This window comes from Clostridium nitrophenolicum (genome assembly GCF_055391695.1).
Genome location: NZ_AP042469.1, coordinates 5021571 through 5047395 on the forward strand (window position 1 = coordinate 5021571; position 25825 = coordinate 5047395).

Below are 25825 nucleotides of genomic sequence, written 5' to 3' on the forward strand. Positions count from 1 at the left end.
TTACACCCCCACACTAATGGTCCCAAGCACAGGTGTCTCTTCATTCTCAAGTTTTACATTTAAAATACCTCCATTAACAAGAAGGTTGCTGTAATCAATAACTCCATCAGTATTAAATATTAAATTACTTATGCTTGCGTATGAAATATAGTTGCTTATAAAAGATATTTCTTTAAAATATTTTATTAGGTTATTTTCAATGGAAGCTTGAATTTGATTTAAGGTGCATAATTTAGTATCTATTACTAGAGTAACTGATATATTTATTGATTTTTCTTTTGCTGAAACTACTGTAACATCAGATCCTATAGGTCTATTTTCTTCTATATGATTTTTAACAGCATTTACAAGATTACTATCTGCAGCTTTTTTATTAGAGTTAATTATAATTACCTTTACAGTTCCATTACCATTCCAAAGAGGAAATACTTTAGCATCCCCAACACCAGTAACTTCCTTAGCCCAATTCCTATAATGATACTTATTACCTGAAGTTGCTGGGGTTTGCAGTCTCTCGAAATACCTTTTTCTTAGACTTTCATCATCTTCAACATCATAACCATTTGATATTGGATTAGGATTTGTAACAGATATAATCCCGCTTATTTGCACTGGAACCTCAGTAATAATATTAGCAGGAACATTATATCTACTTCCAACTTCACTAGCTTCTGTACTAACAATAGTTGATTCGTTTATTACTACAATATCTTCTATAGTCTTGTATACTAGACCAGATTTAGTTTGAAATATTGAGCCTGATTTCAAAGTTGTACCTATAACAGCATTTACCAAAATTTGAGTTAAAGCTTTTTTGCCAGGCTTTCTGGTAATTCCATAAGGGTTTGTTATTTTTTCAAGATCCTCTCCTGTAGCTCTATAAGGATCTGTTCTTCTTAATACATCATCATTTGATATATATGATTTTTCTAATTCTTTGCTTACTGGAGATAAAGAATCATAAATAAAAGAACCTTCTGATTTATCTAAATCAGAAGGTATATCATCTTTCATTCTTTTCAATATGTCATCAGTCGAGTTATTTTCAATATACAAATAATCACCTCCTATACAGAAGTTTAATCCTTTAGGAATACTCTTCTGTACTTAACCTTTAAGCGTTCCTTTTCTTTAAATTTGATTTTCCCTCGAAGATTTCTCTTATCTGTAAATATAAAGAATTCTTATTTTATTCTTTATAAATTTCTTTTACTCTGCTCTTTTAGTATACTCTGGATCAATAACAACTTCTGTAAGATTTCTAACACTTTTATGCTCTTCAACTATTTTATCAGCAGCGTTTTTCTTTTCTAAATAAGTTTCTTCTATAGTTATTATTTTCTTGTATTTTATAACATGAAATAGTAACTAGTAGGTATATATAATGCAAAATTAATAGAACCTAGTTAAACTAATTCTTGCGTCATATAGTTTTTCATAAACGGCATAAAGTTACTGCAAATCACATTCACACTTTATCAATATTGACATATTATATCTCTAATCCTGCAGCTTGCTGGCTGATTCTCTATCTATATAATTAAATTTATCATATAAATAGATTATCTTCATAATAAGTTGTTTGCTTACTTTTTATATGAAATCCTTTGAAATCAACACAATCGACATGATCAACATTGTTAGTTGAACCAGAAAAAACTTCTAAATGATATAACCCTAATGATAAGGTAGACAAAATTGTTTCCAATGCTTCTGACTTATATACAACACCATTTATTTTTATATAAGTATTAAGATAACAAGAAACATATGATTTTAAACTCATCTCATCTTTAGAATTTATAAAAACCCAAGCTTCCATAATTTTAGTATCCAATTCATCTGATTTTAGATACTTTGCATAAAATTTAAATCCATATTGATCAATAGGTGAGTATGTTAATTTATCCTCATTAACTCCATTAATTACTTTTTGAGTTGAATAATCTATTTTCGTATCTGTCTCAACAAATATTACCTGTGGAGAAATATGTGCAAAAATTAAATCCGCCTCATACTGATGGCCTATATCTCCAAAATGTAATCTATCTGGAATAAGCGTAGCTATGTCAGTTGGCGAATAGAGTAAAAATCTTTCTGTAAATTTATTAATATCAATTAATTCTAAGTTATATTCAACGGATAATTCTCTTTTAACCTCGTTTGCAATTGAATTAATTGCTTCTGCTGTTCGTAATGGATATTGGCTTGCATACTGCGTGTCTACATTTGGTGATACAATAGCCTGTGTTGTTAGTAAAAATGGTTGAATACCTCTTGAATAAAACCAATTTATTTGTGAAATTATATTAGCTTTAAATCCATCTCGATAGGCTTTAGTGTCGGAATAATTCAATCTGTCGTTTATGCCCCAACCAATACCAACCATTTTAACGTCAGAATAGTCAGTATCAATGCCAAATTCCGCATTAATATTTGTAACACCAAAGGCAGAGTCTTTACCAGAAAAACCAGCATTATATACTCTCAGCCTGTTATTTCCTGTTGCTAAGCGCAAGTTTGTTTCTAACTTTCTACAAAAAGTATTTGGAGATTGACTATCTTTCCCTAACGTATTTGCAACATACCCTGTTGTATTATTGCCATCTATTGTACTATCACCATAAAATGCAATGGGAAATTTGTTTCCAGCTTTCCATTGGCTCCAAGCATCATTGAATGTATATATTTTTTTGAACATTTTCGCCTTATCAGCAATACTATATTCGTCTACTTTTTCAGTAATAGGACTAGATTTTAAATGATTTTTATTTAAAATTTGAAAAAAACTTTTCAGCAAAATACATCACTCCTTGTTTACTTTTATAACGCAAAAGTTTTCTATGACGAACTAAATGAAAGTTATCTCTATTTAAAATAACTTTCATTTATAATTCATTCGTATAACGTAAAATCTTACATATAAAATTTTATAGTTCAAACATACTTAGTACCTGTGTACTTTCATCCTTCTCATACGAAGCTAACTCCAGTATCTTATTAAACAAAGTTATATTTCTATCTGCTTTTGTTGTATGATAAGAATTTTTTCGTGTAATTCATTGAATAACCTAATAGAGACTTGTACACTTATTCTTCCACCAACAAAATATCCACTTTCATCAACTATTGTTGAAGTAGCATCAGAAATTGCATAGCCTGGTTCTCCTAATGGTCTGATAAAGTTTTTTTGCTTTATTCCTTTACTCTTATAATATTCAATTTCATGTTCTCGCATATTTCTTACTTCTTTAATGAATGGCAGTTCTTTATCTATGTTCGCAATCATCTCTTCAAATTCTTGAATATATTGCTTACCTTCTATTAACCATTCCCTAGCTTTATTTAGTGAAATTACAAAGAAATATTCTTCAATTCTAGATAAGTCTGAAACATCATCCATTCTATTTTTATCACTGCAATGAAAATTATCAAAACATCTCATTTTTTCAAATAAGACTTTCATTTCATTGCTCAAATCAAGTATATTTTGACCTTGAATAATAACGAATTTACACCATCTTCTTACATTATCTAAACAGAAAAACATTTTTGTTCTCTCTTCATCAATCATAATCTATCTCCTTACATATCTAAATTAATGTATTATATGGGAAATATAACTTGATATTACCATTTTATAATATAAAAATAAAGAGTAAGATTAATACACAAAGATTTTCCTAAATAACATAATTTACTTCAGTAATTTCTTTATACTGTATATCTGTAATCTTACCTTTTGCAACGAATATTTTTAAGGAAGTATTGTTATAAAATCCTAGGTTATAGTACTGTGAACATACCTTAAACCAATCCATATTACATCAACCCTCCATTCACTAAAGCTAATACTATTTGAGCATTTTGTGCTTGTAAATCTATCATTTTTTGTTCTTCAGGACTTGATGGAATACTTGCTATTACAGCATTTATTTCAGCTATTGTAGAATCTGTGCCTTCTACTCTAGTTTTCCAACTTGTTATAGCAGTATCTGCTCCTTCTACTTGTACATAATCAAAACCATCTTTAGATACTAAAACTGAAAATTTTAGTCCATCTACTTCTTGATCTTCATGTGTTATTGATAATTTACTTGTTTTTATATATACCATTATTTATCACCTTCCAAATTAAATGATTGCATTACCCATTCCGTAACTGGACTATTACCAAAATAACTTAATACTTCATCCATCTTATTTCTTGCTATACACTCTTTACATAGTGCGAAGAACTGAGCAAGTATGTTATTATATCCTGCTGTATCAGAGGAATTACCCAAATGAGTAACGTGATATGCTTCCTGGATGTACCTCCTAGTCATAGATATAAGCTGATTAGAATCTTTGTTGTCTTTATCAAAACTGCCATCATCTAATTCTGCTTTTACTTTAGACCATGTTTCAAGTTCTCTAACCCTTTCCTTGCCTTGTACTTGCATATTTTTAAGTCCATATATAAGTTCCTGTTTTTCTATTTCCTTTATATTTAGTTCTGCTTCTAACTTTTTAACTTCATATGATTTTAAATTACTAGTTAACTTATCTTCTATTTCTTCAATTTCAGCTTCCTTTATACTCAATTCCTGTTGCTTCTTTCTATATTCAAAACTTAGTTGCAATAATTGTTCAAAGAATACTGTTTGCTCTAGTTTGGCTTGGTGATACTTAGAAGCATTATCTGGACAATCTTTATCGTTAAGGACACTACACCTTATTTCTGTTTCTGTTCTCCATATAGTTTGGGTCATTATATTGTGTTTTAGTTCTGGCATCATATCTTTCACCTTAACCATTAGTTCAGTAGGTAATATATTTGCTTTTCTAACATCACTTAAAAAGTGTTCTGTCATATTTTCTATTGTGATTAAGTTGTTCATACTAACCTCCTATAATTATCCAAAGAATTTTTCTGTAATTTGCGTATAATTATTACTGGAAATGCAACCTCCAAAAGATAATCCTACACTTTGAGTTCCACAACCTGCTAGTTTTGTCCTTAGAACATTTAAATCACCTGTAGTTGACCAGGTACTTCCATTAAATTTTTCTGTAGTCTTTAAGTAACTACCACCACCACCGTTATTTCCTCCAAAAGATAATCCTGCATTTTGAGTTCCGCAACCAGCTAAATCGTATCTACGAACATTTAGACCACTAGTGCCACTCCAAGTACTTCCATTGAACTTTTCTGTAGCAATTTGAGAACCAAAACCGTTAACTCCTCCAAAAGATAATCCTGCATCTTGAGTTCCACATCCTGCTAAAGATTGTCTACCTAAAATTAAATTTCCAGTTGTACTCCAAGTACTACCATCAAATTTTTCTGTTTTAACTGATGAACCATTACCTCCAAAGGATAATCCTGCATTTTGAGTTCCACAACCTGCTAGTAAAGTTCTACCTGTAATTAATTTTCCAGTTGTACTCCAAGTACTACCATCAAATTTTTGACAATCATTAGTATATGAACCATCACCCCCAAAGGATAATCCTGCATTTTGAGTTCCACAACCTGCTAAGTTATAATTGGGGTAGATCATATTAACAGTGCTACTCCAAGTACTTCCATTAAATTTTTCTGTAGCACCTGGATTATTACCATTATACCCACCAAAAGATAAACCTGCATCTTGAGTGCCACATCCTGCTAGTTCATCTCTAGCTATATTTAAACCTGCTGGATTATTTACCCATACGCTAGGGTTAGGATTAGTGTGAAATAGATATTCCAAAGTATTAAATCCATTTCCTAATTTATCTTTCATACAACTTTGTGGTAGAACTACTTTATAGTCTCTATTTGGGTACATACTTTCGTTTATAGTGATGTAAACAGAATCTTCGTCTGTTCCATTTGCAGTATTACCAACATTTATTGTCGCACCACTAAATACATTGGCAACACCATCTTTTAATACTTGTATTGCTCCTAAATTATTAGGGTAAACCCTATTGTAAAATTCTATTCTTATACTAGCTAAATCCACTGGTGCATTGACTGTTGGATGGCTAGAACCTACTATTCGTGTCTGACCTAAACTGTCTTCTTCCATTGTTCCTATCATTACCTGTGTGCCACTACCAAAAGCTCGGCCTATAGCTACTCCCTTTTTTATATTAGCAGGAACAAGTCCAGCAACAGACATTTGTATCTGAGAATTGGAATCAATATATCCTGTTCTGCCATAAGCATTTCGACCAGTAATCAGACCTTGACCATTAGGGTCTGATGGATTTGGTATTATTTCTGTTATTTCCTCATATCCACATATTTGAAACTTAGTATTTGCTCTATTGGTCATTGTACCTTGACGACCAGTATCTATATCATTTGAATAAGTATCTCCTGCTAGTACGTGGGCATCTATAGTATTTCCCTCCGCACTAGCTTTGATAAAAAAACAACCATTTCCATTATCTCCTGTAGCATTATACCAAACAGTATATGCCTTTCCTGCAATCAAGGTTGGGGCTGTAGTCGTGTTAGATTTATATAATTTTTTATTATTTATAGTTGTAGCACTACCATTATTATTAACACTAGCAATAAAAGTAATAGGATATCCCGTTACCAATGTACCACTAATTGTTAGTGTTATTGCTGTAGCAGTTCCTGTTGCAGTTTGATACATATTATCAGCCAAATGCGAACTAAAATCAACTTTATCAACCTTAGTTGTCACCGCGGTATCTATCTTGTCCCAATTGTCATTTAACATAGTCTTTATATTAAAAGTATCATTTCCATCTACAGTTGGATCTTTTTTATATAAATTTAAATTAGGCGTATTACTAGCCATTTATTTCACCTCCAGCGAATTTATTTAATGGAATAGCTTCGAGCTGCCTTAATGTCTTAACTCCATCAATATATTTTAAAAGTAGATATGAAAATATATATTCAAGCCTTAAGTTTACTGGTTTTATATCTTCCAAAGCTTTTTTTAAATCATCTAAATTGTCTGGAATTCCTATAATACTATTAAATTTAATATTTATTTTTCCATCAAAAGTAACATCAACCTGTCCATTTGTATAAGCATCTGCTACCATCTTAATAAGCTTTCCATCTATTTTTCCTGTGCCTCTCCACTTGGATTTAATTACAGCTCTTCTTTCATCCAAAGACTTAGTTAAGTCAGTTTTAATCCCCATTTCATTTTCGTATATGGATAAGGCCCAGGTTGCAGTATCAATACCTAACTGATCATTTAGGTCTTCAATTTTTTCCCCTAAAGTATCAAATTCCCTAACTTCAGCATCATATATATTTTTAAATATTTTAGATTCAGTAATAAATGATGGCATGCAGCTTTTCATGTATTCATTATCCAATTGTTACCACCCCTTTTACTGCTACTTCATTATCATCTATTGGGATGTTGGAAGTTCCTCCATTGATAGTTAAATTTGAATAATCTAAAAAGCCTTTTGTATCTAGTATTAACGCTCCTACTTTAGCATAGCTTATTGAGCTTTCAACGAAAGCAAAATTCTTGAGAAAATCAGTTAGATTATTTTCAAAATTAATCTTTCTTTGCTCATCAGTATAATTTTTATCTTTTACAGCAGTAAAGCATACATTTATATCTTTGCCTACTGCACTCACTACAGTACAAAATGCACCTATTGCAGCAACTCCCTCTCCTAAGCCTTTACTTTCAGGATCTATATAATTTTGTACTGCCTGAACTAACTCTGTACTTGCTGGCTGCTTATTAGAGTCTATTATTACAACTTTTACAGTGTTATCTCCATTCCAAAGAGAGTATACCTTTGCGTCTCCTACTCCTGCAATTTCTTTTGCCCAATTCTTATATTGTGCTTTATTGTTACTTGTAGCTGGTGTTCTAATTCTTTCATAGTATCTTTTAATTAACTCTTCATCACTTTCAGCATCATAACCACCTTCAGTAGTACTTGGATTATTTACACTAATAATTCCAGGAATGGCTACCGGTATTACTGTTATTTGATTAGCAGGAACATTGGAGTCTATTCCTGGAACAACTGCTTCTATACTTATAGTTCCCTTAGTAACAATTGTTTTTGTTTCTATAGATATAAATTGTATACCTCCAGCAGTTTGAAACAAATCACTTGCTTTTATAGTAGCATTACCTATAACATTTAAAGTTGTATGAGCTTTTGTAGCCTTTTTTCTTTTTATTCCTGTTTTTTCATATATTCTTTGCTCTAATTCATCTCCAGATAAAGCGTCTATACTAAGTTTTCCTACTATGTTATCTAATTTAATATGAGCTTTTTGAAACTCATTAGCTGCTGGTAGAAGTGAATCATAAATAAAAGAACCTTCTGATTTATCTATATCAGAAGGTATACCATCTCTCATTCTTTTCAATATATCATTTGTACTATTACCTTCACTATACATTGATTTTCACCTCCCCATAGTTTGTAATAGCTATAAAGCTAATATCTAATTTATCCTTTGAAAAATTCATGTCAAATTTCTCAATTCTTTCTATATAAGGATTTAACTTTAAACATTCCCATACTAGTCTTTTACCTTCACTTTGCAGAAGCCCTCCAGAAAACCCTCCTTCTCCAATCAGTGTTTCTAAATCATGTCCATAGTTTTCTGAATATACACTGTATTTTAGTTTTACAGTATGAAGAGCCTTCCATATCCAAATCTTAATTGCTTCCTTTCCTTCTACTACAACCAGCTTTCCATCTTTCATGATAAAGTCGTTATTTTCAAAATCCCAGGCGTATTCCCTTGGAATCCTTTCTATTTTCTCATCATTCTTTTTTATTTCATTATTAATATTTACATCAATCTGTGGAAAAATGCTCATGCTTTCACCACCCTACATAAAATTATATATGTCTGTCTATCTTCCGTAGCCAAACAAGCTAGTATATCATCTTTTTTAAGACTATCAGTAAAATTCAAATCCGCATCTGGAATACCTAATGCAGTTATGCTGCCGGTTGTGGTATTTCCAGTTGCGGATGTAGATGGAATAGTTATTTTTCTTTTGTAGTTTTTTAGGAGATAATCAGCTACTAAAAGATTGTCTTTAGTTAATTGCAGATCGCCTATTTTTATTATAAGAGGATCTGAATTTAGGACCACTCCTAAATCTATACTTGGAGGGTTGTATGCTGATCCATGTTTTTTTATTATATTTATTAGTTTACCGTAGCAGTCTTCCATTTTACTCCTCCTTTGCATCCATAGTATTATAATAGGAAAGCTTTAAATCCATGGTATACTTTCCTGAAGCTAACTCCCATGTGTGCGTATCTCCATCAATGAACATAATAGTATCAGCTAAAATATCAATATAAGGTATTTTAACTTGTATAGCATATCCTGTTCTACATCTCCAATCACCTATCGCTGTTACAGAAAATTCTCGATCTATTCCATGTAACAACTTTCTAGCTTCCGTAACTGGATCTTTATTTTCTTCCTTTTGATATTCTTCTTGAAACACTCCATAAAACTTTATCATATCTTCTAACTCAGTAATACCACTATCATTACCATTTTCATCGTAAATTTTAACCTTATTCACCATATTAGAACTTGTGTCTTTGTATACAGTCCCCGCCATATTTAAATCTGGACTCAACACAGCGTTAACATCTACAGTACCTGTATAGCTATGCCACTCTTGATTAGTTATAACTTTACCCTTTTCCATAACTGAAAACATATCATAATCTGCATAAGGCATATATTTAATATTATTAACCTTATTTACTTGAGTATATATTTCCATAATGGCTTCATAAGCAGTTTTATTTTGAATTAGTCTGTTTATTTTTATTCCTGTAGTAGGTATATAGTTATACATAACCCCTAGATCTTTGCATATCTTTTCTACTGCATATTCACTTTCTATATTTTGAAAGTTATAGGTTACTTTAGATCTTAAAAAATACATTAGATAATCATAAGCTGTAAAAGTTATTTCTTGAGCCCCAGAATTTATTTCTCTATCCACTACAACGCCACGATATATTTCTTTAAAATCTAAATATACATATATAATAGTGCCAGGGCCTATCTGTGCATTAGGTTGGTTTTTGTCTCTTATTGAATAAGCCATATTTATATCTAATTTTCTAGCACATTGCTGTACATCTCCGCTAATTTGTACTGTTTTACAGAAATCAGTTATATTCTCTAAAACTTTTCTATCATATAAAGCCCATACACTAAGATACATTAAAATACATCCCTTCTAATTGGCGATATTCTCTAAGATCTAATGTAAAATATACATCTCTATCTCCAAATTTTTCACCATAAGTGAACTTTTCTATAGTACATAACATATTTACATCCGTTTCTGTAATTACTAAGCGTATTGGCTTACCACTTTGCTGCCACTTTTTTATCAACTTTACACATTCATAAGGCTCAGGAAAATTTAAATACTGGCAGAAGTTATATTTTTCATTAGGAAAAAAGCTATTAATTGATATATTTGAAAGCTTACTTTTACCAATAAAACTTACTTCTCCTAGATTTTCTACATTAAAAACATCTACATTTATTTCATTAGATAGATTGTACTCTGCTGGTGGTACGGGAAGTTGAAATTTATCTTCATTCTGCATTAGCCAAAATTCCATAATCTATTCCTCCTATACACAATTAAATCCTACTTTAGTTAACTTTTTAGCTAAAGCATCTGCTATTCTGTCAATATCCGCATCTTCTCTAACTACTAAGGTGTCTGCTAATTTTCCTATTCTTAAGGAACCATCTAGTGCGTTTTGAGAAGTTCTGTTATCTAATATCTGTGTTCCTCCTGGAAGCTTCATAAGTTCGGGTCCTTGTTCTCCTACCCATGTCCAACCACCATGAAAATAAGATGTACCAACTGCACACTTATCAGCAGGATTTTTTTCGAATCTCGATTCTCCTTCATTCGGACGTTCAAAACTACCTAGTTTTTTTAAAGCATCATTCCAGACCTCATTGAAATGATTATATAAATAGTTAAGTCTTTCTACAATTCCATTTATGTCTTTTTCAACAGCATCTCTTATTCCGAGAAAATTATTTTTCCAGGCTACAGCAAATAATCCTACTCCTACTATAAGCAATAAAAGCATTGGATTAAGTCCCATCAAAGCCTCTATTGCCCCAATAGCAAATTTTGAAATTATACGACCAAGTCCACTAAATACTTTTCCTATAGGAGCAAATGCTGATTTTAATGTATTAGGCATTTCTTTCGAAACTGATTTAAAAATACTTGGCATTTCGTCAAATGCACCTTTTAATGTCTTTCCAAGTTGCATATTTTTTAAAATTTTTGGCACTCCACTAAAGGCCTCTTTAACTGTTTTCCCTATATTGGCGCCTTTTATTGTAGACTTTATCGTCTTAATTGATTGGGATATATTTTTACCAATTCCACTAAATGCTTTTCCTGTGGGATCATTTGGTATTTTTCTTATAGCTTTATATATACTATATATATCTTTAGTTAGGTCGCTTATATCTCCATAGCCTGATATTATATCTTTGACACTAAATTTATTGTCTTCTTTAGGCTTATCTGATTTTTTTAAAACTTCTTCTTTTTGTAATTTAATCTCTAATTCACTTATTTCTTTTATAGCTTTTTTAACAGATATTATTTGCTTTTCGAAACTGTCAGTTTTTAATTTAATTTCTAATTCACTTATTTCTTTTATAGCTTTTTTAACAGGTATTATTTGCTTTTCGAAACTGTCAGTTTTTAATTTAACCTCTAATTCACTTATTTCTTTTGTGGCTTTTTTAACGGATATTATTTGCTTTTCAAAACTGTCAGTTTTTAATTTAATCTTTAATTCACTTATTTCTTTTATAGCTTTTTTAACAGATATTATTTGCTTTTCAAAACTGTCAGTTTTTAATTTAATCTCTAATTCACTTATTTCTTTTATAGCTTTCTTAACAGATATTATCTGCTTTTCAAAACTGTCCGCGGCATTTACAGCTTTTTTCAAATTTTCATAAAAACTTTCGTTCAGATTAAATATGTTTTTATTTTCTTCACCCAAATTTTCACCACCCTTCTTTTTATAAAATATACGAGATACATTTAAGTATCTCGTATATTAGTTATACCAATACCACAGGAAAAATAGGTGTCTCAGAATTTCTCATTTCCTGCCTATTTTTATTTTTTTCTTCTATCTCATTTTCATAAAAAGCTTGTACTATCAATCTTTCGCCTATAGGCATACTATAAAACACAGAGGGTCTTATACCTTTTTCTTTCCAATAATAATACATCATCTGTACAAGACCATCTGTGTTTATGAGTTTTTTATTTCTTTTACTGAATCCTTACCAAATCCTGAAAGATCAGTTATAGTTGTATATATGCTTGATATTTCTCCACTCAAAAATATCTTCTGAACCAAATCCTTTGGAGTAGGTACGCCAAAGTGATCCATAAGTTCTTTACTCTTAAAATCAGGGTCTTTTGTTCCCTTTAGAATTGTTAGCACTTGTATATTGTTATCTAGTTCAATATTTCCTTCTACATTAATTGAAATGCTTTCCTGTAGCTCATTAAACTCACTAGGAGTTAACGCCTGACATGTAACTATAAAAGGTTCTCCATATAATTCAGATAATCTAGTTATCTCTACATCCTTAGTTGGTCTCTTTAACTTACTTACATCATTTTTTAATAATAAATCTATTGTCTTATTCATAAAAATTTCCTCCCTATACAATCATGAAATTTCTTAGTTTTAATATATCTGGAAACTAACTTTCTAATTTGCATATTTTACTTATATATATTTTTTATATAAAAAAATTAGCTAGAAAGTTGGCTTATACAGAGGGATATGTTTCCAAAGCTGAAGGTACATTTTAAAAACTTTGTGTCAGTCTTAGCGGAGAATTTTTAGACTGGCTAAAAGTTTTTAACATACTGAAGCTTGGAACATATCCCGGCGTATAAGTCAACTTTCAGACTTCTCCCCTATACTTTCTATATCATGTCTATATATTCAAAGTCTTCAAAAGTAAAAGGTAAACTCTCAACTAAAGCTTTATTTGCTGACCAATCTGCTAGAGTTAAATCATCAAATTTAACACCCTTTAAGCATACTCTTTCAACTCCATCAGATGTAGGATCTGCTAATTTAGAAATTATGGTGCATACAACTTGCTTTCCTTGTCTTAAGTTATCACCAATTAATTTAGCCATTCTACTGCTTACTTTATTTAAAGTAACCGTTCCTTTCCCTTCCCATCCTGAGACTTTAAATGCCTTACTTAACCTTCCACACATAGGTATGTCCACCTTCTGAAATGTAGCTTTAGCCTGTAAGCCAGTGCACTCTGAAATCAATTCAGAGTTAATCCATAATTCTCCCCAAGTTCCAATAATAGTTTTTTCTGCATTATACATAAAATATACCTCCTAAGTATAAAAATTTTTAACATTTTTTAATTATTAGCTCTCAAATTAACTTTTACTATTTAATAACTCTATAGGGAAACTAACTAGAAAGTTAACTTATATAAAGGGATATGTTTTCAAAGCTGAAGGTAGATTTAAAAACTTTGTGTCAGTCTTAGCGAAGGGTTTTAAGACAACCTTAGAATCTTAGATACTGTTTGAGCATAGCGAGTTTATCTAAGTTCTTAGGTCGTCTAAAACACAAGCTTTAGACTGACTAAAAGTTTTTAACGGACTGAAGCTTTGAAAACATAGCCTGGGGTATAAGTTAACTTTCGGCCTAGTCCCCCTATAAACTACTTAATTCTATATAGAAACATTAAAACTCATATCTTCTATTGCATCTAAGATTTTAATATTTGCTGCCAAGAACACCTTATCTTTAGTATTGGCCTGCTTAATATCTATTTCTTTCATTCTGTCAACATCAACGCCTATACTCTTCAAGTAAGCTTTTTGTCCTTCTAAATCAATAGTTACCTTATTTTTATCTCTATCTAGAAGGCCTTCCATTTCTAATTCTTCAAAATAGCCTCCAATAGAAGTTGTTAATAGGCACTTGTTATCATAGGAGTTGCTTACCTTTCCTATATAGTTATCATCAACAACTTTCTTTATATCATCATGAATCTGATCCATGATATCAATTATTTTTATCTTTTTAAAATCTTCCCCTTTATCGTTAGCTGTAGTTACAAGAGAATTTACCGCTCTGCCAACCTTAACTTTAGCTCCATCATTTATAAGTATAAATTTGCCGGAGTCTACAGCAGCATCAGAATCTTCCTTTGTTAAGTGATCACAATCTAATACTTCAAGTAGAGGTGCATAAGTAGCACTTATAGTTAATGGAGTGCCGGCTAGTAATCCCGCTATTCTGCTGCAGTATTCTTTAGTTGAATAAGTTTTATCTTTAGTTTTTATATTTTGAGTAGCAAAATTAATTATTCCTTCATGATCGGCAGCACAATTAGGTAATACAGCCTTAACCTTTATATCTCTATTATTTCTAAGGTCTTTAACCCAGCTTGCAAAAGCAGTAACATCTGCATCTAAAATATCTGGCACTGCAATATAGTCCCACTTAATAGTTTCAAAATATTTCTGAGCTTCCTTATAATCAGCTGCGGTATTTATATATGCTATAATCTTTTTAGGAGCTTTTTGATAACCCATAAGTGCTAAATTAATTTGCTCTTTATTTATATCGCTTAGACTATTTGGAATGTCTTTTGGACTATATATAGTTATAGGATTAGTAACACCTGCACCTATTGTGTCCTTTAATATTAGAGCAACAACGCCACGTTCTCCACGCTCAATAGCAGTTGTACCTGCTTCTTTAAATATGATATTAATACTTGGTAATTTCATTAGATTCCACTCTCCCTTATATAAATATTTTTCATAGTTTCAAGATTATTTTCACTGTTGTATATGTCTTCTCTAGATTCTTCTTTATCTAAAGTAAGTTGTAAAAATATATCTTTATCTTCTGTATAATTTACAGCCATATCGCTAATGCGTACCCAGTTATCTCCTACTCTAATTCCCATATTAGAAAATACTTTTTTTAACTTTTCTAAAGTAGCTAATTGATCTAATCTAATAGGTAACTGGTATTTGCTTAATGGAGCAAAATATACTATTTTTATTAAGATGTTATTGTTGTATTTTCTTCTATTTATATCTACTTGCTTTGTCGATACATGATAAATAAAAAAAGAAGGTCTTTTAAATCCTTCTCCTATGTCTTGCAAATAAATATAATGTTCAAATTCTTTTGCTATATCTACTGCTATTGCCTTAATTAATTCTTCCATAATTATTCACCTATTTTTTAATATTTCAGTAAGTCAGGTTCTTTCTCTAATAAGCTTATCTTCATTTACTACACTTCCTGATATAATATTAAATCACACTCAATATGATGATTAGCAGGTTTATAAATATTTTTTACAATGTAGTTATCTCCATCTATTAAAGCTATGTCACCTGCTTTTATATTTGCACTTATTACAGTGTATAATCTTAAGTTTTGTGTAATTTTAGTTTGAGGCATAGATTGTACAAATTTACTTATGGGACGCCCTATTCTGCATGGGTAAGGACCATAGGCTGTTTCTTGTTGTTCTACTATATGATTTAATCCAGCTGTGCTTTCTGTTCTAATAATAGTAAGACTCTGATTTAAAAGATCTGTAAACACCTTATACACTCCTTTTTAGTTGAGATAAATAAGGTGTGAGTATATCTTCATGCACATTATACTGAACATAATAGTCTCCTATTCTCTCATACCTTATATCATTTTTACCCTGCATAATTTTGATAACTAGCTCTTCAACAATTCCTTCATATTCAGGCTTCAGTTGAGTGTCTCCACAATAACTTTGAACTCTTTGGCTTATTCTGCTTACATAATATTTTATTAGCTCATCTTTAGAGTTATCTACCATGCCTAAAACTAGTTTTATATTTTCAAGCATACCTTACCACCTTCTAACTACTTATTTGCTTTAATGCACCTCTACGCCTTTTATAGCTCCTATGCTTCATTAGGTTTTCAATATCATGTAAATTTTCCTCCTTTGAATTATTTAGCTTTTTATCTTGTTTATCAACTAAAGCTTTTTTAACTTCCATGATCTCACCTCCTTTTAATATCTAGTGTACACTCCCATACATTGATTGATTTTATTTATTTTATACGTAGACTACATATAATTTATGTAGTCTATAATTTAATTGTTTTATGATTATAATTAATACACAATTTAAGAAAGATACGACTGAACTTATATTACATTAAATCTATAAATTGCAATTTATCTTAATATTCTTTTATAATATTGGTACACAAATTTCGCAGCAATGCTTATTTATCATCTGTATTGCATAGCGTTCAAGGATAGGTCTTCTATCATCAAATTCGTAATTTCTTTTTGATAACTCTGAAAATATCTCCATCCATGCTTTTTGCATAACATCTACCGTATGACTTATTTTAAATACGCAATATTTTCCACCAATAATTTTTCCAAAATTAATATACTTATTATCAACCTTAAGTTCATCCGAAACAACTAAACATGTATCATAACGACAATCTTTAGGTTCTGTGAATTGAGGGTTATCTTAGGCTATTCCTAATATCGGGTACAGCCGAGATATGTGTAAAACAGGATATTTTTACTTATGTTTTTTATCTCTAACTATATATTTAAACCAATTTATTATATCTCTAAATAAATCAACCCTACTATAGTTTTTTACACGAATCTTGGCCATATCCCTTATAAACTTCCTTTTTTCTTTAAATCATCTAACTTTGATTTAAAATCCTTCACAAAATCCCCGGGGGTATTAATGAGCGAAAAATATGATTATCTGTATATCAATCAGCCTTTAAATCTATGATCTTTTATTTTAAAGAGAAACCTTTGCTATTTAAAAATTTTTCAATACAATCTCTATGATTTAATGCTGCTTCATTAAATAAATAATAATCTGTCTTTTTCTTATCTTCTGCAGTAGGAGATGCACTGAATTTTTCATGCCATTCATCTTTATTAAAAGGTGCAATTTTTTCTCCATATAATTCACCAATCAAATTATTCCAATCATCTGATTGATCTACTTTTCTAAGATTAATAACATTTTGAATCTTTTCTTTAACACTTGCTTCTAATTCAGCATATTTATTTACCTCAAATGGAGTATTATCTCTGATGCATTTTAAAGCATATACCATTTGAGTAAATCCTAACATGTATTCTTTAGGATTGTCCTTTTCTATTTCACTATTGCTTCCTGTGTTGTTACTTACCCATTGAGGAGAATATTTATAATGTAAGTATGGATAATCTGGTAAATGTCCCATACGTCCATGCCCTAAATAAACAATTCCCTCATAGGTAGCCATTGGAGGTAAGGCAAAATAGTCCCTTGTTTCTGGATTATCGTCAAGGATATGTGGAAGAGTTGAAGATTTAACGATATTAAAATTAAGATCAAGCCATTCTCCGTTAAAAGACTCCTTTACACTATTACCAGCATCATTAATGTACCATGCTGGTGTTCCTATATGATACTTATGAGACCATGTATCTGCCAAAACATGCATTCTTAAACCTATCATATGCAAATTTGGTTCTGATTTATTATAGCTTGTATCATTTATTATAGCTTGAACTGTAGTACTATTTGTATTACATATCAATTTAAATTGTTTTAATTGCTCATCATCTAATTTCCAGTCACTAAACCATCCATCATATGAAGTCACTCCTTGATAAGGTATTTCATTTTCAAGATTTCCAGGTAAAAAGTGAAAATTCATCCATGCACTTTGTATTTCATGTAGCTGACTATCACTCCAAGCTTCTATTGGATTAAGATAATATTTAATATATTCATCGTTAGCCATAACTGTTGGCTGTGGTGCCCTCCCTAGTAATTCATTTAATTTTGAATCCACCATACTAATATTAGATTCATCTACATACTGTGCTGAGTGAGCTATCACAATAGCTTCCTCCTTTTCAAATCCTGCTAGTCTTGCTGCAAGAAATGTTCCATAATAATGAAGATCAATATTCATAATTAAGTTCCTCCTTTAAATTTTAAATTCAATATAGTCGCTTGCGGAATTCCGCAAGCGTTGATTCGCCTAAATTTGCACAGGCTAACCCTAGTATTAAGTTAGACTTTGTTAATGGACATTTTGGTTACTTCTACAAGTTTGGTCTTTTAACAAATGGTTGGGGTATTCCTTTGAATATAAAATTCTTCGATGAAGATTTTTATAAATCCTTAGATAAAAAAGGTAAATGCTATCACACATGTGAAAATCCCTGTACAGATAAAAAAAGTGGTCGTATGACATATGTTTATCCTGATAAAGATTTTAGACTTTATCCTGGTGTTCAAAGGAATTCTTCAGAATGGGATGAAACATACCCTATTCGTGCATGTATTGAAAGATCTATAGCTTCTTTTAAGTGCAATCCATGCATTGAACAACCAAGAACAGTAAATACCACTACTATGCGTTCTGAATTATACTTAACTGCTATTTCTAAACTCATAAATGTAATACTGGCTTACGCCATAAATAAGCCTGAATATATTAGAAGCATAAATAAACTTCTTAAAATAGCAGTATAATTAACATATCCACAGTTGCATATCAAGCCGCTATGCTACGCATGCCTTTTTATCAAAAGGCTTTTTGTTGTGCTGTCCTTTTTCGGATTTTTAAGCAAAGTTCCAAAAGTTATCCACATTTTTTAATTGTCAATTCTGCAATCATCTAATCATTTAAATTTTTGTTATTTGTTAAATCTTTTCTATTAGGTTTAGGATCTAAGTCTTTTTTCGCTTTCATATCCTCACCTCCTTTCAATAAACAGAGTTCTAAGCTTCAGGTGGAGTTCTGACTCCATCTGAAGCTTAGAAGTCATCGGATAAAACAACAAGCACTTGAAGTATCTCCAAGTGCTCGTTTCGAATTAATTTGATGATATAATATTAGCATGTGTTTACTGTACTTGTTACAGAAAAAATCCGACCATTTCCGGGATTTATCCCGTGTACTTTTTGCTTACCCAAATTAGTTCTGATATCTTATTTACAGCTTTTCTTTTAATGCGGCCGCAGTAATCTCCATCTCTGTTTGTTAATATGCCTATTTTATTCCATCCCATTTTTTCAAAATACCTTAACTTAATTATTTTTATTTCCTCTTCTTCTAATATAGTTAAGGCATTGTCTACTTTGCTAAGCAATATTTCCTTGCTTCTCTTTTCTTTCATTAAATCCCTTATTAACTTTTCTTTCTTTAATATTTCGTTCTCTACTGAGCTACTAAAAGCATTAGTTTTTCCTGTTCGTTCTTCATACCCTACAGCTTTAACACCATCGTATTCTGATTTAATCTCTTCTATTTCTAATTCTAAATTATTTATTTCTGCCTTAATTATCTTATAATTTAAAAGTAATCCATCTGTTTTTTTATATAAATCCTTTCCCTTATCTTTGTTCATTTTATCAGCTCCTTTTTTATATGTTTTTCTCTTTTATTTTTTTCAAGTAATTTTCTAGATTATTGATAGCATAGATACCTTATCAATGTAAGAATAAGTCTATTTAAAGTATTCTTTATAAAAAGAGTTTCTGGCATCAGAGTTTTTTCTATCACTTGATGCTTAGAACTCGTTATCTAGAGAGTATCCGATCAAGCAGTCATCGAATAAAGCTTGTATTATTAATAGTTTTCATTATTTAATCTTCATTACGTTATTTACGTAATTACAATTTAAAAAATGCCCACTACCATCGTTGATAACTTAAGTAATTTTTTCAAACTCATTTTCCACCTCCTATATATCTAAGATTAAAGTATCTTTTGAGTATAAAGATTTTTATTGATATATATAATAAATTATTATATATTAGCAGAATGTTTATAATTATTATACGTAAATATCGTAATAAATCATACATCTGTATTATGTTATTTGGTTAAAATAAAGTTGTATTGTTTTAAAAAACTCTAAATTTCTCATATTTACGTAAAAAACGTATTTTTTCATATTTACTTCCGTTTTTATTGATGTATAATATAATTAATACGTTATTATCGAACTAAAGATAGTAACAAATTCAGAAAGGTGATATGTATGTCTATTAATAGTATAGGAGATAGAATAAAAGCTCTTAGAAAAGAACACAGTTTAACTCTAAAGGATTTATCTGAAAAAGCAAATATATCAATTTCTTTTCTAAGTGATATTGAGAATGGAAGAAGTAATCCTTCCTTGGAAAGATTAAATGATATCGCTAAAGCACTTGACACTACAACATCTTATCTTCTAGGCGAGAATCAATTAGCTAATGAAAGAAACGAGACACAATTAAATAAAAAAGACGAAAAAGACATAGAAAAAAGACTTAATCAAATAAAAACTGAACTTATGGAAGGGCAAGATGGACTTATGCTTTCAGGGGAACCAGTATCACCTGATGCTGTTCAAAGCATTGTAGACGCACTTGAGTTTGGTATGCGTCAAGCAAAATTAATTAATAAAAAGTATATACCTAAAAAATATAGAAAAGATTAAGCTCAACTGATAGGTTAATGTTTGTATTGCGTGGGGGAGTTAAATTGAGAAACCATATAAAGGAAAAAGTAGATCAATTAACAAAAAAATTTAAAACTGATAATCCTTTTGAATTAGCTGAATTACTAAAAATTCAAGTAATTCATTGGCCTTTGCATGAAGAAGTTAACGGATTATATCAATATGAAAAGAGAGTTAAGTTTATCTATATTAATTCCACTCTCCCGTATTTAATGCAAAGAGTTGTATGCGCACATGAACTTGGTCATGCAATTCTTCACCCTAAATTAAATTGTACTTTTTTAAAAAACCATACCTTTTATAATATAAATAGATATGAAAATGAGGCCAACAGATTTGCATCTGAGTTATTAATATCAGATAGCCTCAAGGAAGATTATCCAAGCTATTTTAACTTAGAACAAATATCCCTAAGTGAAGGTTTACCTATAGAGTTATTGAAGCTCAAATTCGAAAAATGATTTGAGTATTTTTTAGACTTTTATCAGAAAATTTTAACATAAATGTACAATATTAAATAAAACCCACAAATGTGGTATTTGCAGGTTTTAATAAATATCTTTTTTGTAGATTTTATAGTTTATGTTTTTAAATATGTTATCTAATTCTTCCATATATGAAATATGCTTAGAATCTAATGTATTCTTAGTTATGTCATCATATAACTTATCAAATCTTTCAATATGTGTATTCACTCTCTTTACCGCATATTCAACAGTTGTATTGTTTTTTATTATAAAGGGCCAATCCGATGCTTCTGCAAGCATTAATTCTCTAGCAGCTTGATTTAATGCTCTTTTCTGAAGATCACTGGGATTAGTATAGGTATCAGCCAGCCTTACCATAGCCTCTGCACAGCTATGAAGATCTCTATAAATCCAATCATTGGATTTATTTATCCATACTGAATAATCTCCATTTTCTCCCCAACTTGAAGGACACGGATTGCTGCATTGAACCATTGGGTATTTTTCTAAATACTGCGACGGTGTTATTAGCTCATAGTTCGTCCATTCTTCTGCAGATTTTCTTATAAATGCATCTATAAAATCCGGCCCCTCAAACCACCAATGCCCAAACAATTCCGTATCATAGGGGCAAGTTATTATAGGTGGCTGCTCCATGTTTTGAGAAATATGATTAATTTGATTAAATCTAGAAGATGCAAAATGTGAACTATGCTCCTTAATTTTCTCCATTGCAGCTTCTCTGTTATAATACTCCTTTTTATCTGTTTTTTCTGTTATTCTATAATACTTTATCCCTGTATCTAACCTTATTCCACCTTTATTTATGTAAGGCTTTATGTATTCCATAGGCAATTCATATCCTATATCCTTATAAAACTCTCTATAATAATAGTCACCTGGATATCCAGTAAAGTTACTCCAAACTTGATGTGAAGATTCCATGTCTCTTCCAAAAGCACATACACCATTAGGAGTAGCTATTGGGGCAAAAGTTCCATATCTCGGCTTTGGTGATGCATTAAGTACCGCAGTACTTTCTGTTATAAAGTATTGTATTCCAAAATCCTTTAACATTGAATCCAAGGAATATGTATAAGCACACTCAGGCAGCCATATTCCCTTAGGAGAATGTCCTATACAATCTATGTATGATTGTATTCCTGTTGCAAGCTGTGCTCTGACTGTTTCTGGATTTACCATAAGCAAAGGTAAAAGTCCGTGAGTAGCAGAACAAGTTATTATTTCCAAGCTGTCAGACTTATCAAATTTTTTAAATGCATTCATTAAATTGCAATCATAACTTTTATATATTGATATCAATTTATTAAATCTTTCATTATAGAAACATGCTAGTTTGTTTAATTCCCTATTATTCTTTGTTCTAATAATCTCTTTTTCTGATAGTTCTATAGATTTCTTTAAATATTCTAAATATCTTTTTTGTAAATAGTCGTCCTCTAGCATAGCCATCAATGGAGGTGTTATGGACATAGCAATTTTAAAATTTATGTTATCCTTTATAAGATTATCATAAACCTCTATTAATGGTATATAACATTCGCTCATAGCCTCAAAAAGCCATCTTTCTTCTAAAGAATCCTCAATTTCAGGATGCCTGACAAAAGGCATGTGGCTGTGAAGTATCATTGAAACATAACCAGTGACCATATTTTTACCCCCATATTACTTAATTGGCGACGAACATAGATCATATTTAATTATTACTTCATCAAAATATCTATTAAAAAAATCTTCTTTACAATAATCTGTATTTATTATTATTTTAGGGTATCCATTCCACTTTTTATTGGCGTTCATAAAAGGATAGGGCTTAGGTTCTCTATGCTTCTTAATATTGTTTGTATATTCTTCATAAGTAGTAAGGCTTGCCTTAGAATTTATGTTAACATTTTGAGAAAGATCTACAAAATATACTGAAGTATCTTCTGATTCGTAACTTCTTGGAGTAGTAACTGTATTGGATACTGCAAATGCATAAAAAGTGTTATCTGGTAATACCCTGCCAAGCTTTATAAATATGTCTTTATCCCCTCTATCCATATTTATATACCAGTTATTTGCAAAATCATCTATAAAAATTGTTTTCGTTTCTTTTGCTATGCCATTTTCTACAAAGTAAACTTTAATAACAGGCTTTGAATTTTTCCAGGAGCTTTCCCCATATCTGTTCTCAAATTCTCTTATAGTTACAGATGATACGTTAAAATAACAAAATATTCTACTTGCACTTTGCACCATTAAAACTATATTTGATTTTTCCTTTCCCAGCATGAAATCACTCCTCTGAATGTATAGTAAAGATATTATACCTTAAAATTCCATTTACGTCACTTATAGAAACTCTTAAATTTTCTTGTAACATTTAATATAGTTCTTTGATATAATATAAATCACTGTATTTTATATTAAAGTGTATAGATGATTTAAGACAAATTGACTTATAAAAACTAATAAAGAAAGGAGAAATTACATGTCTAAAATATCATTTAAAGGAAGTGCTATACTAAATCCAGTTCCAGCAGTACTTATAACATCTAAAAGCAAAGAAGGAAATGTAAATGTATTTACTGTTGGTTGGATTGGAACTGCATGCACAAGGCCACCTATGATAACAGTGGCTATACGCCCTGAAAGATTATCATACAAATACATAAAAGAAACAGAGGAATTTGTAGTTAATCTACCTTCTAAAGATCTTGTCCGTGCCGTAGACTTTTGTGGTGTGCGATCCGGAAAAACTATTGATAAGATAAAAGAGTGTAATTTAGTATTGGAGGATAGTGAACAAATTTCTGTACCTGGTATTAAGCAATGCCCCGTTACCATGGAATGTAAGCTTAAAAGTATAACTCCTCTGGGAAGTCATGATCTTTTTTTAGCAGAAGTAGTATCAATTCATGTAGAAGATACTTTAATAGATGAAAGTGGTAAAATACATTTAGAAAAAGCTAATTTAATATGTTACTCTCACGGTGAATATTTTCCTGTTTTCAATAAACCTTTGGGTAAGTTTGGATACTCCGTTCAAAAAAAGAAAAAAACTAAAAATAAATCAAAAAAATAATATTTTGCATGTCCCTATCACATAGAATATGATAGGGGTGATTTTAATGTCAAACTTCAAAAAGTTATTATTTATTTTAATTTTTATACTCATTATTGAAATCATATTTATATTTACAAAACATAAGATGTCTCCAAACAGAGATACATTAGAATACAACAACCTTTTATGTAAAAGCTATCATACAAATTTACTATGGTATAAATGAGCAAAACTATGCAGATAAAAAAGGCCGAAAGTTAACTTTCGGCCTTTAAACTCTATTTTAAAACAACTAATTCATAATCTTGAGTACCTATACCTATTTGTTCAGCGTGCTTTAAACCAGCCTCCCAGTTGGTATTTACATGTATATGAGTAAATTTATCTTCACCTTCATGATAGTGTTCATGTTCAAGAACTGATCCATTTATTATTGGTGCTTTATTTACCAAATCCACACAAGCTCTATCTAGTGCAACGGGATCAAAGGAAGCAGCTATACCTATATCCGGTACAATAGCTATATCATTTGAATTCCAACAATCACAATTAGGTGAAACATTCATTATAAAACTAATATGGAAGTTAGGCTTATCTTTAATAACTGCATAAGTGTATTCTGCAATTTTTTCATTTGCAGTATCAGCTGATTCATTCCATATAACTTGTGCAGCGTTAAATTGACATATCGCAACACATTGACCACAACCTATACACTTACTATAATCTATATCTGCCTTTTTGTCTTTATCAATTACTACAGCAGATTGTGAGCAGCTTTTTATACATTGTCCGCATGCAACACAATTCTCTTTTTTTATCTTTGGTTGAGATGCGGAATGCATTTCTAATTTTCCACCTCTTGAACCGGATCCCATTCCTAAATTTTTTATTGCACCACCAAAGCCAGTCATTTCATGGCCTTTAAAATGATTCATAGATATAATTATATCTGAATCTGCGATAGCAGTACCTATTTTAGCAGTTTTACAATGCTTACAGTTGATTTCTATTTCTCTATAATCTGTTCCCTTTAAACCATCTGCAATTATAACATTACAGCCTACTGACAATGGATTAAAACCATTTTCAAAAGCAGCCTCTAAATGGTCTATAGCATTTGATCTTCTTCCTGTATATAATGTATTGGCATCAGTAAGAAATGGTATTCCCTCTAATTCCTTAATCACTTTTACTAATTTCGCTGCATAATTAGGCCTAATATATGCTAAATTTCCTGGTTCTCCAAAGTGAATTTTTATAGCTACAAATTTATTTTTAAAATCAATATTCTCAATGCCCGCCTTCTTTACTAGCTTCTCTAGTTTATCCAATAAGTTTAAGCCTGGTTTTGTTTTTAAGTCTGTAAAATATACTTTAGACTTTTCCATTTAATTGCCCCCCCTTAAAAATATACAAAATAAATATATTAATAAGATATAGTATATCAATTTTTAATACACTTTTAAAGTAAGATACTTTATTGAAATATAGTAACTTTTATGGTACCACTATAAACTTTTTATTATCAGGTCTTCATCAAAGTAACATTTTTTAACTTCGTAGAATAATATGAAATTATCAATGTTCGGAGGTATATAAATGTTACAAAAAAAATGGTTTTGTTGCCCTTACACCATGTGCCAATTCTGCAGCAGTTTTTATCATTGTCATCCA

30 protein-coding genes and 2 pseudogenes are annotated in these 25825 nt (G+C 30.5%); 4 read left to right on the plus strand and 28 right to left on the minus strand.

The window, feature by feature from the left end; genetic code table 11:
- The 24 genes and pseudogenes from ACZ5N4_RS23765 to ACZ5N4_RS23880 all read right to left on the minus strand — a co-directional run bounded on the left by ACZ5N4_RS23765 (nucleotide 1) and on the right by ACZ5N4_RS23880 (nucleotide 18069).
- Nucleotides 1–1056, minus strand: a complete 1056-nt coding sequence (locus tag ACZ5N4_RS23765; protein ID WP_464204945.1) for a baseplate J/gp47 family protein — start codon at nucleotides 1054–1056, stop codon at nucleotides 1–3.
- Between the two features lie 493 nt (nucleotides 1057–1549).
- Nucleotides 1550–2800: an SGNH/GDSL hydrolase family protein gene (locus ACZ5N4_RS23770; RefSeq protein ID WP_464204946.1), complete on the minus strand. Its 1251-nt coding sequence runs from the start codon at nucleotides 2798–2800 to the stop codon at nucleotides 1550–1552.
- Between the two features lie 210 nt (nucleotides 2801–3010).
- On the minus strand, nucleotides 3011–3574 hold the full coding sequence (locus tag ACZ5N4_RS23775; protein WP_464204947.1) for a hypothetical protein: 564 nt from the start codon (nucleotides 3572–3574) through the stop codon (nucleotides 3011–3013).
- 109 nt (nucleotides 3575–3683) lie between these two features.
- Nucleotides 3684–3821, minus strand: a complete 138-nt coding sequence (locus ACZ5N4_RS23780) for an XkdX family protein (protein ID WP_464204948.1) — start codon at nucleotides 3819–3821, stop codon at nucleotides 3684–3686.
- Nucleotide 3822: 1 nt separating this feature from the next.
- The gene (locus ACZ5N4_RS23785; protein WP_464204949.1) at nucleotides 3823–4116 is read right to left on the minus strand and encodes a hypothetical protein; all 294 of its coding nucleotides are present in this window, start codon (nucleotides 4114–4116) and stop codon (nucleotides 3823–3825) included.
- On the minus strand, nucleotides 4116–4883 hold the full coding sequence (locus ACZ5N4_RS23790) for a hypothetical protein (RefSeq protein WP_464204950.1): 768 nt from the start codon (nucleotides 4881–4883) through the stop codon (nucleotides 4116–4118). Before ACZ5N4_RS23790 ends, ACZ5N4_RS23785 begins: the two co-directional genes overlap by 1 nt.
- Before the next feature lie 1416 nt (nucleotides 4884–6299).
- Nucleotides 6300–6806: pseudogene (locus tag ACZ5N4_RS23795) on the minus strand (hypothetical protein); the annotation flags it as partial.
- A complete protein-coding gene (locus ACZ5N4_RS23800; RefSeq protein ID WP_464204951.1) occupies nucleotides 6799–7341 on the minus strand; it encodes a putative phage tail protein in 543 nt (180 codons plus the stop codon). The gene ACZ5N4_RS23800 and the pseudogene ACZ5N4_RS23795, both read right to left, overlap by 8 nt.
- A complete protein-coding gene (locus ACZ5N4_RS23805; RefSeq protein ID WP_464204952.1) occupies nucleotides 7334–8401 on the minus strand; it encodes a baseplate J/gp47 family protein in 1068 nt (355 codons plus the stop codon). Before ACZ5N4_RS23805 ends, ACZ5N4_RS23800 begins: the two co-directional genes overlap by 8 nt.
- Nucleotides 8394–8828, minus strand: a complete 435-nt coding sequence (locus ACZ5N4_RS23810; RefSeq protein ID WP_464204953.1) for a DUF2634 domain-containing protein — start codon at nucleotides 8826–8828, stop codon at nucleotides 8394–8396. Before ACZ5N4_RS23810 ends, ACZ5N4_RS23805 begins: the two co-directional genes overlap by 8 nt.
- Nucleotides 8825–9190, minus strand: a complete 366-nt coding sequence (locus ACZ5N4_RS23815) for a DUF2577 domain-containing protein (protein WP_464204955.1) — start codon at nucleotides 9188–9190, stop codon at nucleotides 8825–8827. Before ACZ5N4_RS23815 ends, ACZ5N4_RS23810 begins: the two co-directional genes overlap by 4 nt.
- Before the next feature lies 1 nt (nucleotide 9191).
- Nucleotides 9192–10211 (minus strand): XkdQ/YqbQ family protein, encoded by a 1020-nt coding sequence (locus ACZ5N4_RS23820; protein WP_464204957.1) that lies wholly within the window; start codon nucleotides 10209–10211, stop codon nucleotides 9192–9194.
- A complete protein-coding gene (locus ACZ5N4_RS23825; protein WP_464204959.1) occupies nucleotides 10201–10620 on the minus strand; it encodes a phage baseplate protein in 420 nt (139 codons plus the stop codon). Before ACZ5N4_RS23825 ends, ACZ5N4_RS23820 begins: the two co-directional genes overlap by 11 nt.
- Before the next feature lie 12 nt (nucleotides 10621–10632).
- The gene (locus tag ACZ5N4_RS23830) at nucleotides 10633–12045 is read right to left on the minus strand and encodes a hypothetical protein (protein WP_464204961.1); all 1413 of its coding nucleotides are present in this window, start codon (nucleotides 12043–12045) and stop codon (nucleotides 10633–10635) included.
- A 61-nt stretch (nucleotides 12046–12106) separates the two neighbouring features.
- Nucleotides 12107–12280, minus strand: a complete 174-nt coding sequence (locus ACZ5N4_RS23835) for a hypothetical protein (RefSeq protein WP_464204963.1) — start codon at nucleotides 12278–12280, stop codon at nucleotides 12107–12109.
- Between the two features lie 23 nt (nucleotides 12281–12303).
- A complete protein-coding gene (locus ACZ5N4_RS23840; RefSeq protein ID WP_464204965.1) occupies nucleotides 12304–12708 on the minus strand; it encodes a phage tail assembly chaperone in 405 nt (134 codons plus the stop codon).
- Between the two features lie 284 nt (nucleotides 12709–12992).
- On the minus strand, nucleotides 12993–13415 hold the full coding sequence (locus ACZ5N4_RS23845; protein ID WP_464204967.1) for a phage tail tube protein: 423 nt from the start codon (nucleotides 13413–13415) through the stop codon (nucleotides 12993–12995).
- Nucleotides 13416–13772: 357 nt separating this feature from the next.
- Nucleotides 13773–14840 carry a phage tail sheath subtilisin-like domain-containing protein gene (locus ACZ5N4_RS23850; RefSeq protein WP_464204969.1) on the minus strand — a complete coding sequence of 356 codons (1068 nt, stop codon included), beginning with the start codon at nucleotides 14838–14840 and terminating at the stop codon, nucleotides 13773–13775.
- Nucleotides 14840–15289, minus strand: a complete 450-nt coding sequence (locus tag ACZ5N4_RS23855) for a phage tail terminator family protein (protein WP_464204971.1) — start codon at nucleotides 15287–15289, stop codon at nucleotides 14840–14842. The genes ACZ5N4_RS23850 and ACZ5N4_RS23855 overlap by 1 nt, the downstream gene beginning before the upstream one ends.
- Nucleotides 15290–15357: 68 nt before the next feature.
- Entirely contained in the window at nucleotides 15358–15675 is a 318-nt protein-coding gene (locus ACZ5N4_RS23860) for a hypothetical protein (RefSeq protein WP_464204973.1), read from the minus strand.
- Nucleotide 15676: 1 nt separating this feature from the next.
- Nucleotides 15677–15955 carry a phage head-tail connector protein gene (locus ACZ5N4_RS23865; protein ID WP_464204975.1) on the minus strand — a complete coding sequence of 93 codons (279 nt, stop codon included), beginning with the start codon at nucleotides 15953–15955 and terminating at the stop codon, nucleotides 15677–15679.
- A 13-nt stretch (nucleotides 15956–15968) separates the two neighbouring features.
- Entirely contained in the window at nucleotides 15969–16112 is a 144-nt protein-coding gene (locus ACZ5N4_RS23870) for a hypothetical protein (protein WP_464204977.1), read from the minus strand.
- 198 nt (nucleotides 16113–16310) lie between these two features.
- Nucleotides 16311–16604, minus strand: a pseudogene (locus ACZ5N4_RS23875) (GyrI-like domain-containing protein); the annotation flags it as partial.
- A 286-nt stretch (nucleotides 16605–16890) separates the two neighbouring features.
- Complete coding sequence (locus ACZ5N4_RS23880) at nucleotides 16891–18069, minus strand: DUF6765 family protein (RefSeq protein ID WP_464204979.1); 1179 nt, start codon at nucleotides 18067–18069, stop codon at nucleotides 16891–16893.
- A gap of 173 nt (nucleotides 18070–18242) precedes the next feature.
- On the opposite strand from ACZ5N4_RS23880, the gene ACZ5N4_RS23885 reads away from it, so the two are divergent.
- A complete protein-coding gene (locus ACZ5N4_RS23885) occupies nucleotides 18243–18635 on the plus strand; it encodes a hypothetical protein (protein ID WP_464204981.1) in 393 nt (130 codons plus the stop codon).
- 416 nt (nucleotides 18636–19051) lie between these two features.
- On the opposite strand, the gene ACZ5N4_RS23890 is transcribed toward ACZ5N4_RS23885, so the two are convergent.
- Nucleotides 19052–19513, minus strand: a complete 462-nt coding sequence (locus ACZ5N4_RS23890) for a siderophore-interacting protein (protein ID WP_464204983.1) — start codon at nucleotides 19511–19513, stop codon at nucleotides 19052–19054.
- A 636-nt stretch (nucleotides 19514–20149) separates the two neighbouring features.
- On the opposite strand from ACZ5N4_RS23890, the gene ACZ5N4_RS23895 reads away from it, so the two are divergent.
- Nucleotides 20150–20590, plus strand: coding sequence for a helix-turn-helix domain-containing protein (locus tag ACZ5N4_RS23895; RefSeq protein ID WP_464204985.1), 441 nt, complete (start codon nucleotides 20150–20152; stop codon nucleotides 20588–20590).
- A 44-nt stretch (nucleotides 20591–20634) separates the two neighbouring features.
- On the plus strand, nucleotides 20635–21072 hold the full coding sequence (locus tag ACZ5N4_RS23900; RefSeq protein ID WP_464204986.1) for an ImmA/IrrE family metallo-endopeptidase: 438 nt from the start codon (nucleotides 20635–20637) through the stop codon (nucleotides 21070–21072).
- 87 nt (nucleotides 21073–21159) lie between these two features.
- Here ACZ5N4_RS23900 and ACZ5N4_RS23905 read toward each other — a convergent pair whose 3' ends face one another.
- The gene (locus ACZ5N4_RS23905; RefSeq protein WP_464204987.1) at nucleotides 21160–22749 is read right to left on the minus strand and encodes a glycoside hydrolase family 57 protein; all 1590 of its coding nucleotides are present in this window, start codon (nucleotides 22747–22749) and stop codon (nucleotides 21160–21162) included.
- Between the two features lie 15 nt (nucleotides 22750–22764).
- The gene (locus tag ACZ5N4_RS23910; RefSeq protein ID WP_464204989.1) at nucleotides 22765–23373 is read right to left on the minus strand and encodes a DUF4912 domain-containing protein; all 609 of its coding nucleotides are present in this window, start codon (nucleotides 23371–23373) and stop codon (nucleotides 22765–22767) included.
- 199 nt (nucleotides 23374–23572) lie between these two features.
- Here ACZ5N4_RS23910 and ACZ5N4_RS23915 point away from each other — a divergent pair, with 199 nt between their 5' ends.
- Nucleotides 23573–24166, plus strand: a complete 594-nt coding sequence (locus tag ACZ5N4_RS23915; RefSeq protein ID WP_464204991.1) for a flavin reductase family protein — start codon at nucleotides 23573–23575, stop codon at nucleotides 24164–24166.
- Between the two features lie 260 nt (nucleotides 24167–24426).
- Here ACZ5N4_RS23915 and ACZ5N4_RS23920 read toward each other — a convergent pair whose 3' ends face one another.
- On the minus strand, nucleotides 24427–25539 hold the full coding sequence (locus ACZ5N4_RS23920; RefSeq protein WP_464204993.1) for a DUF362 domain-containing protein: 1113 nt from the start codon (nucleotides 25537–25539) through the stop codon (nucleotides 24427–24429).
- Nucleotides 25540–25825: the final 286 nt, after the last annotated feature.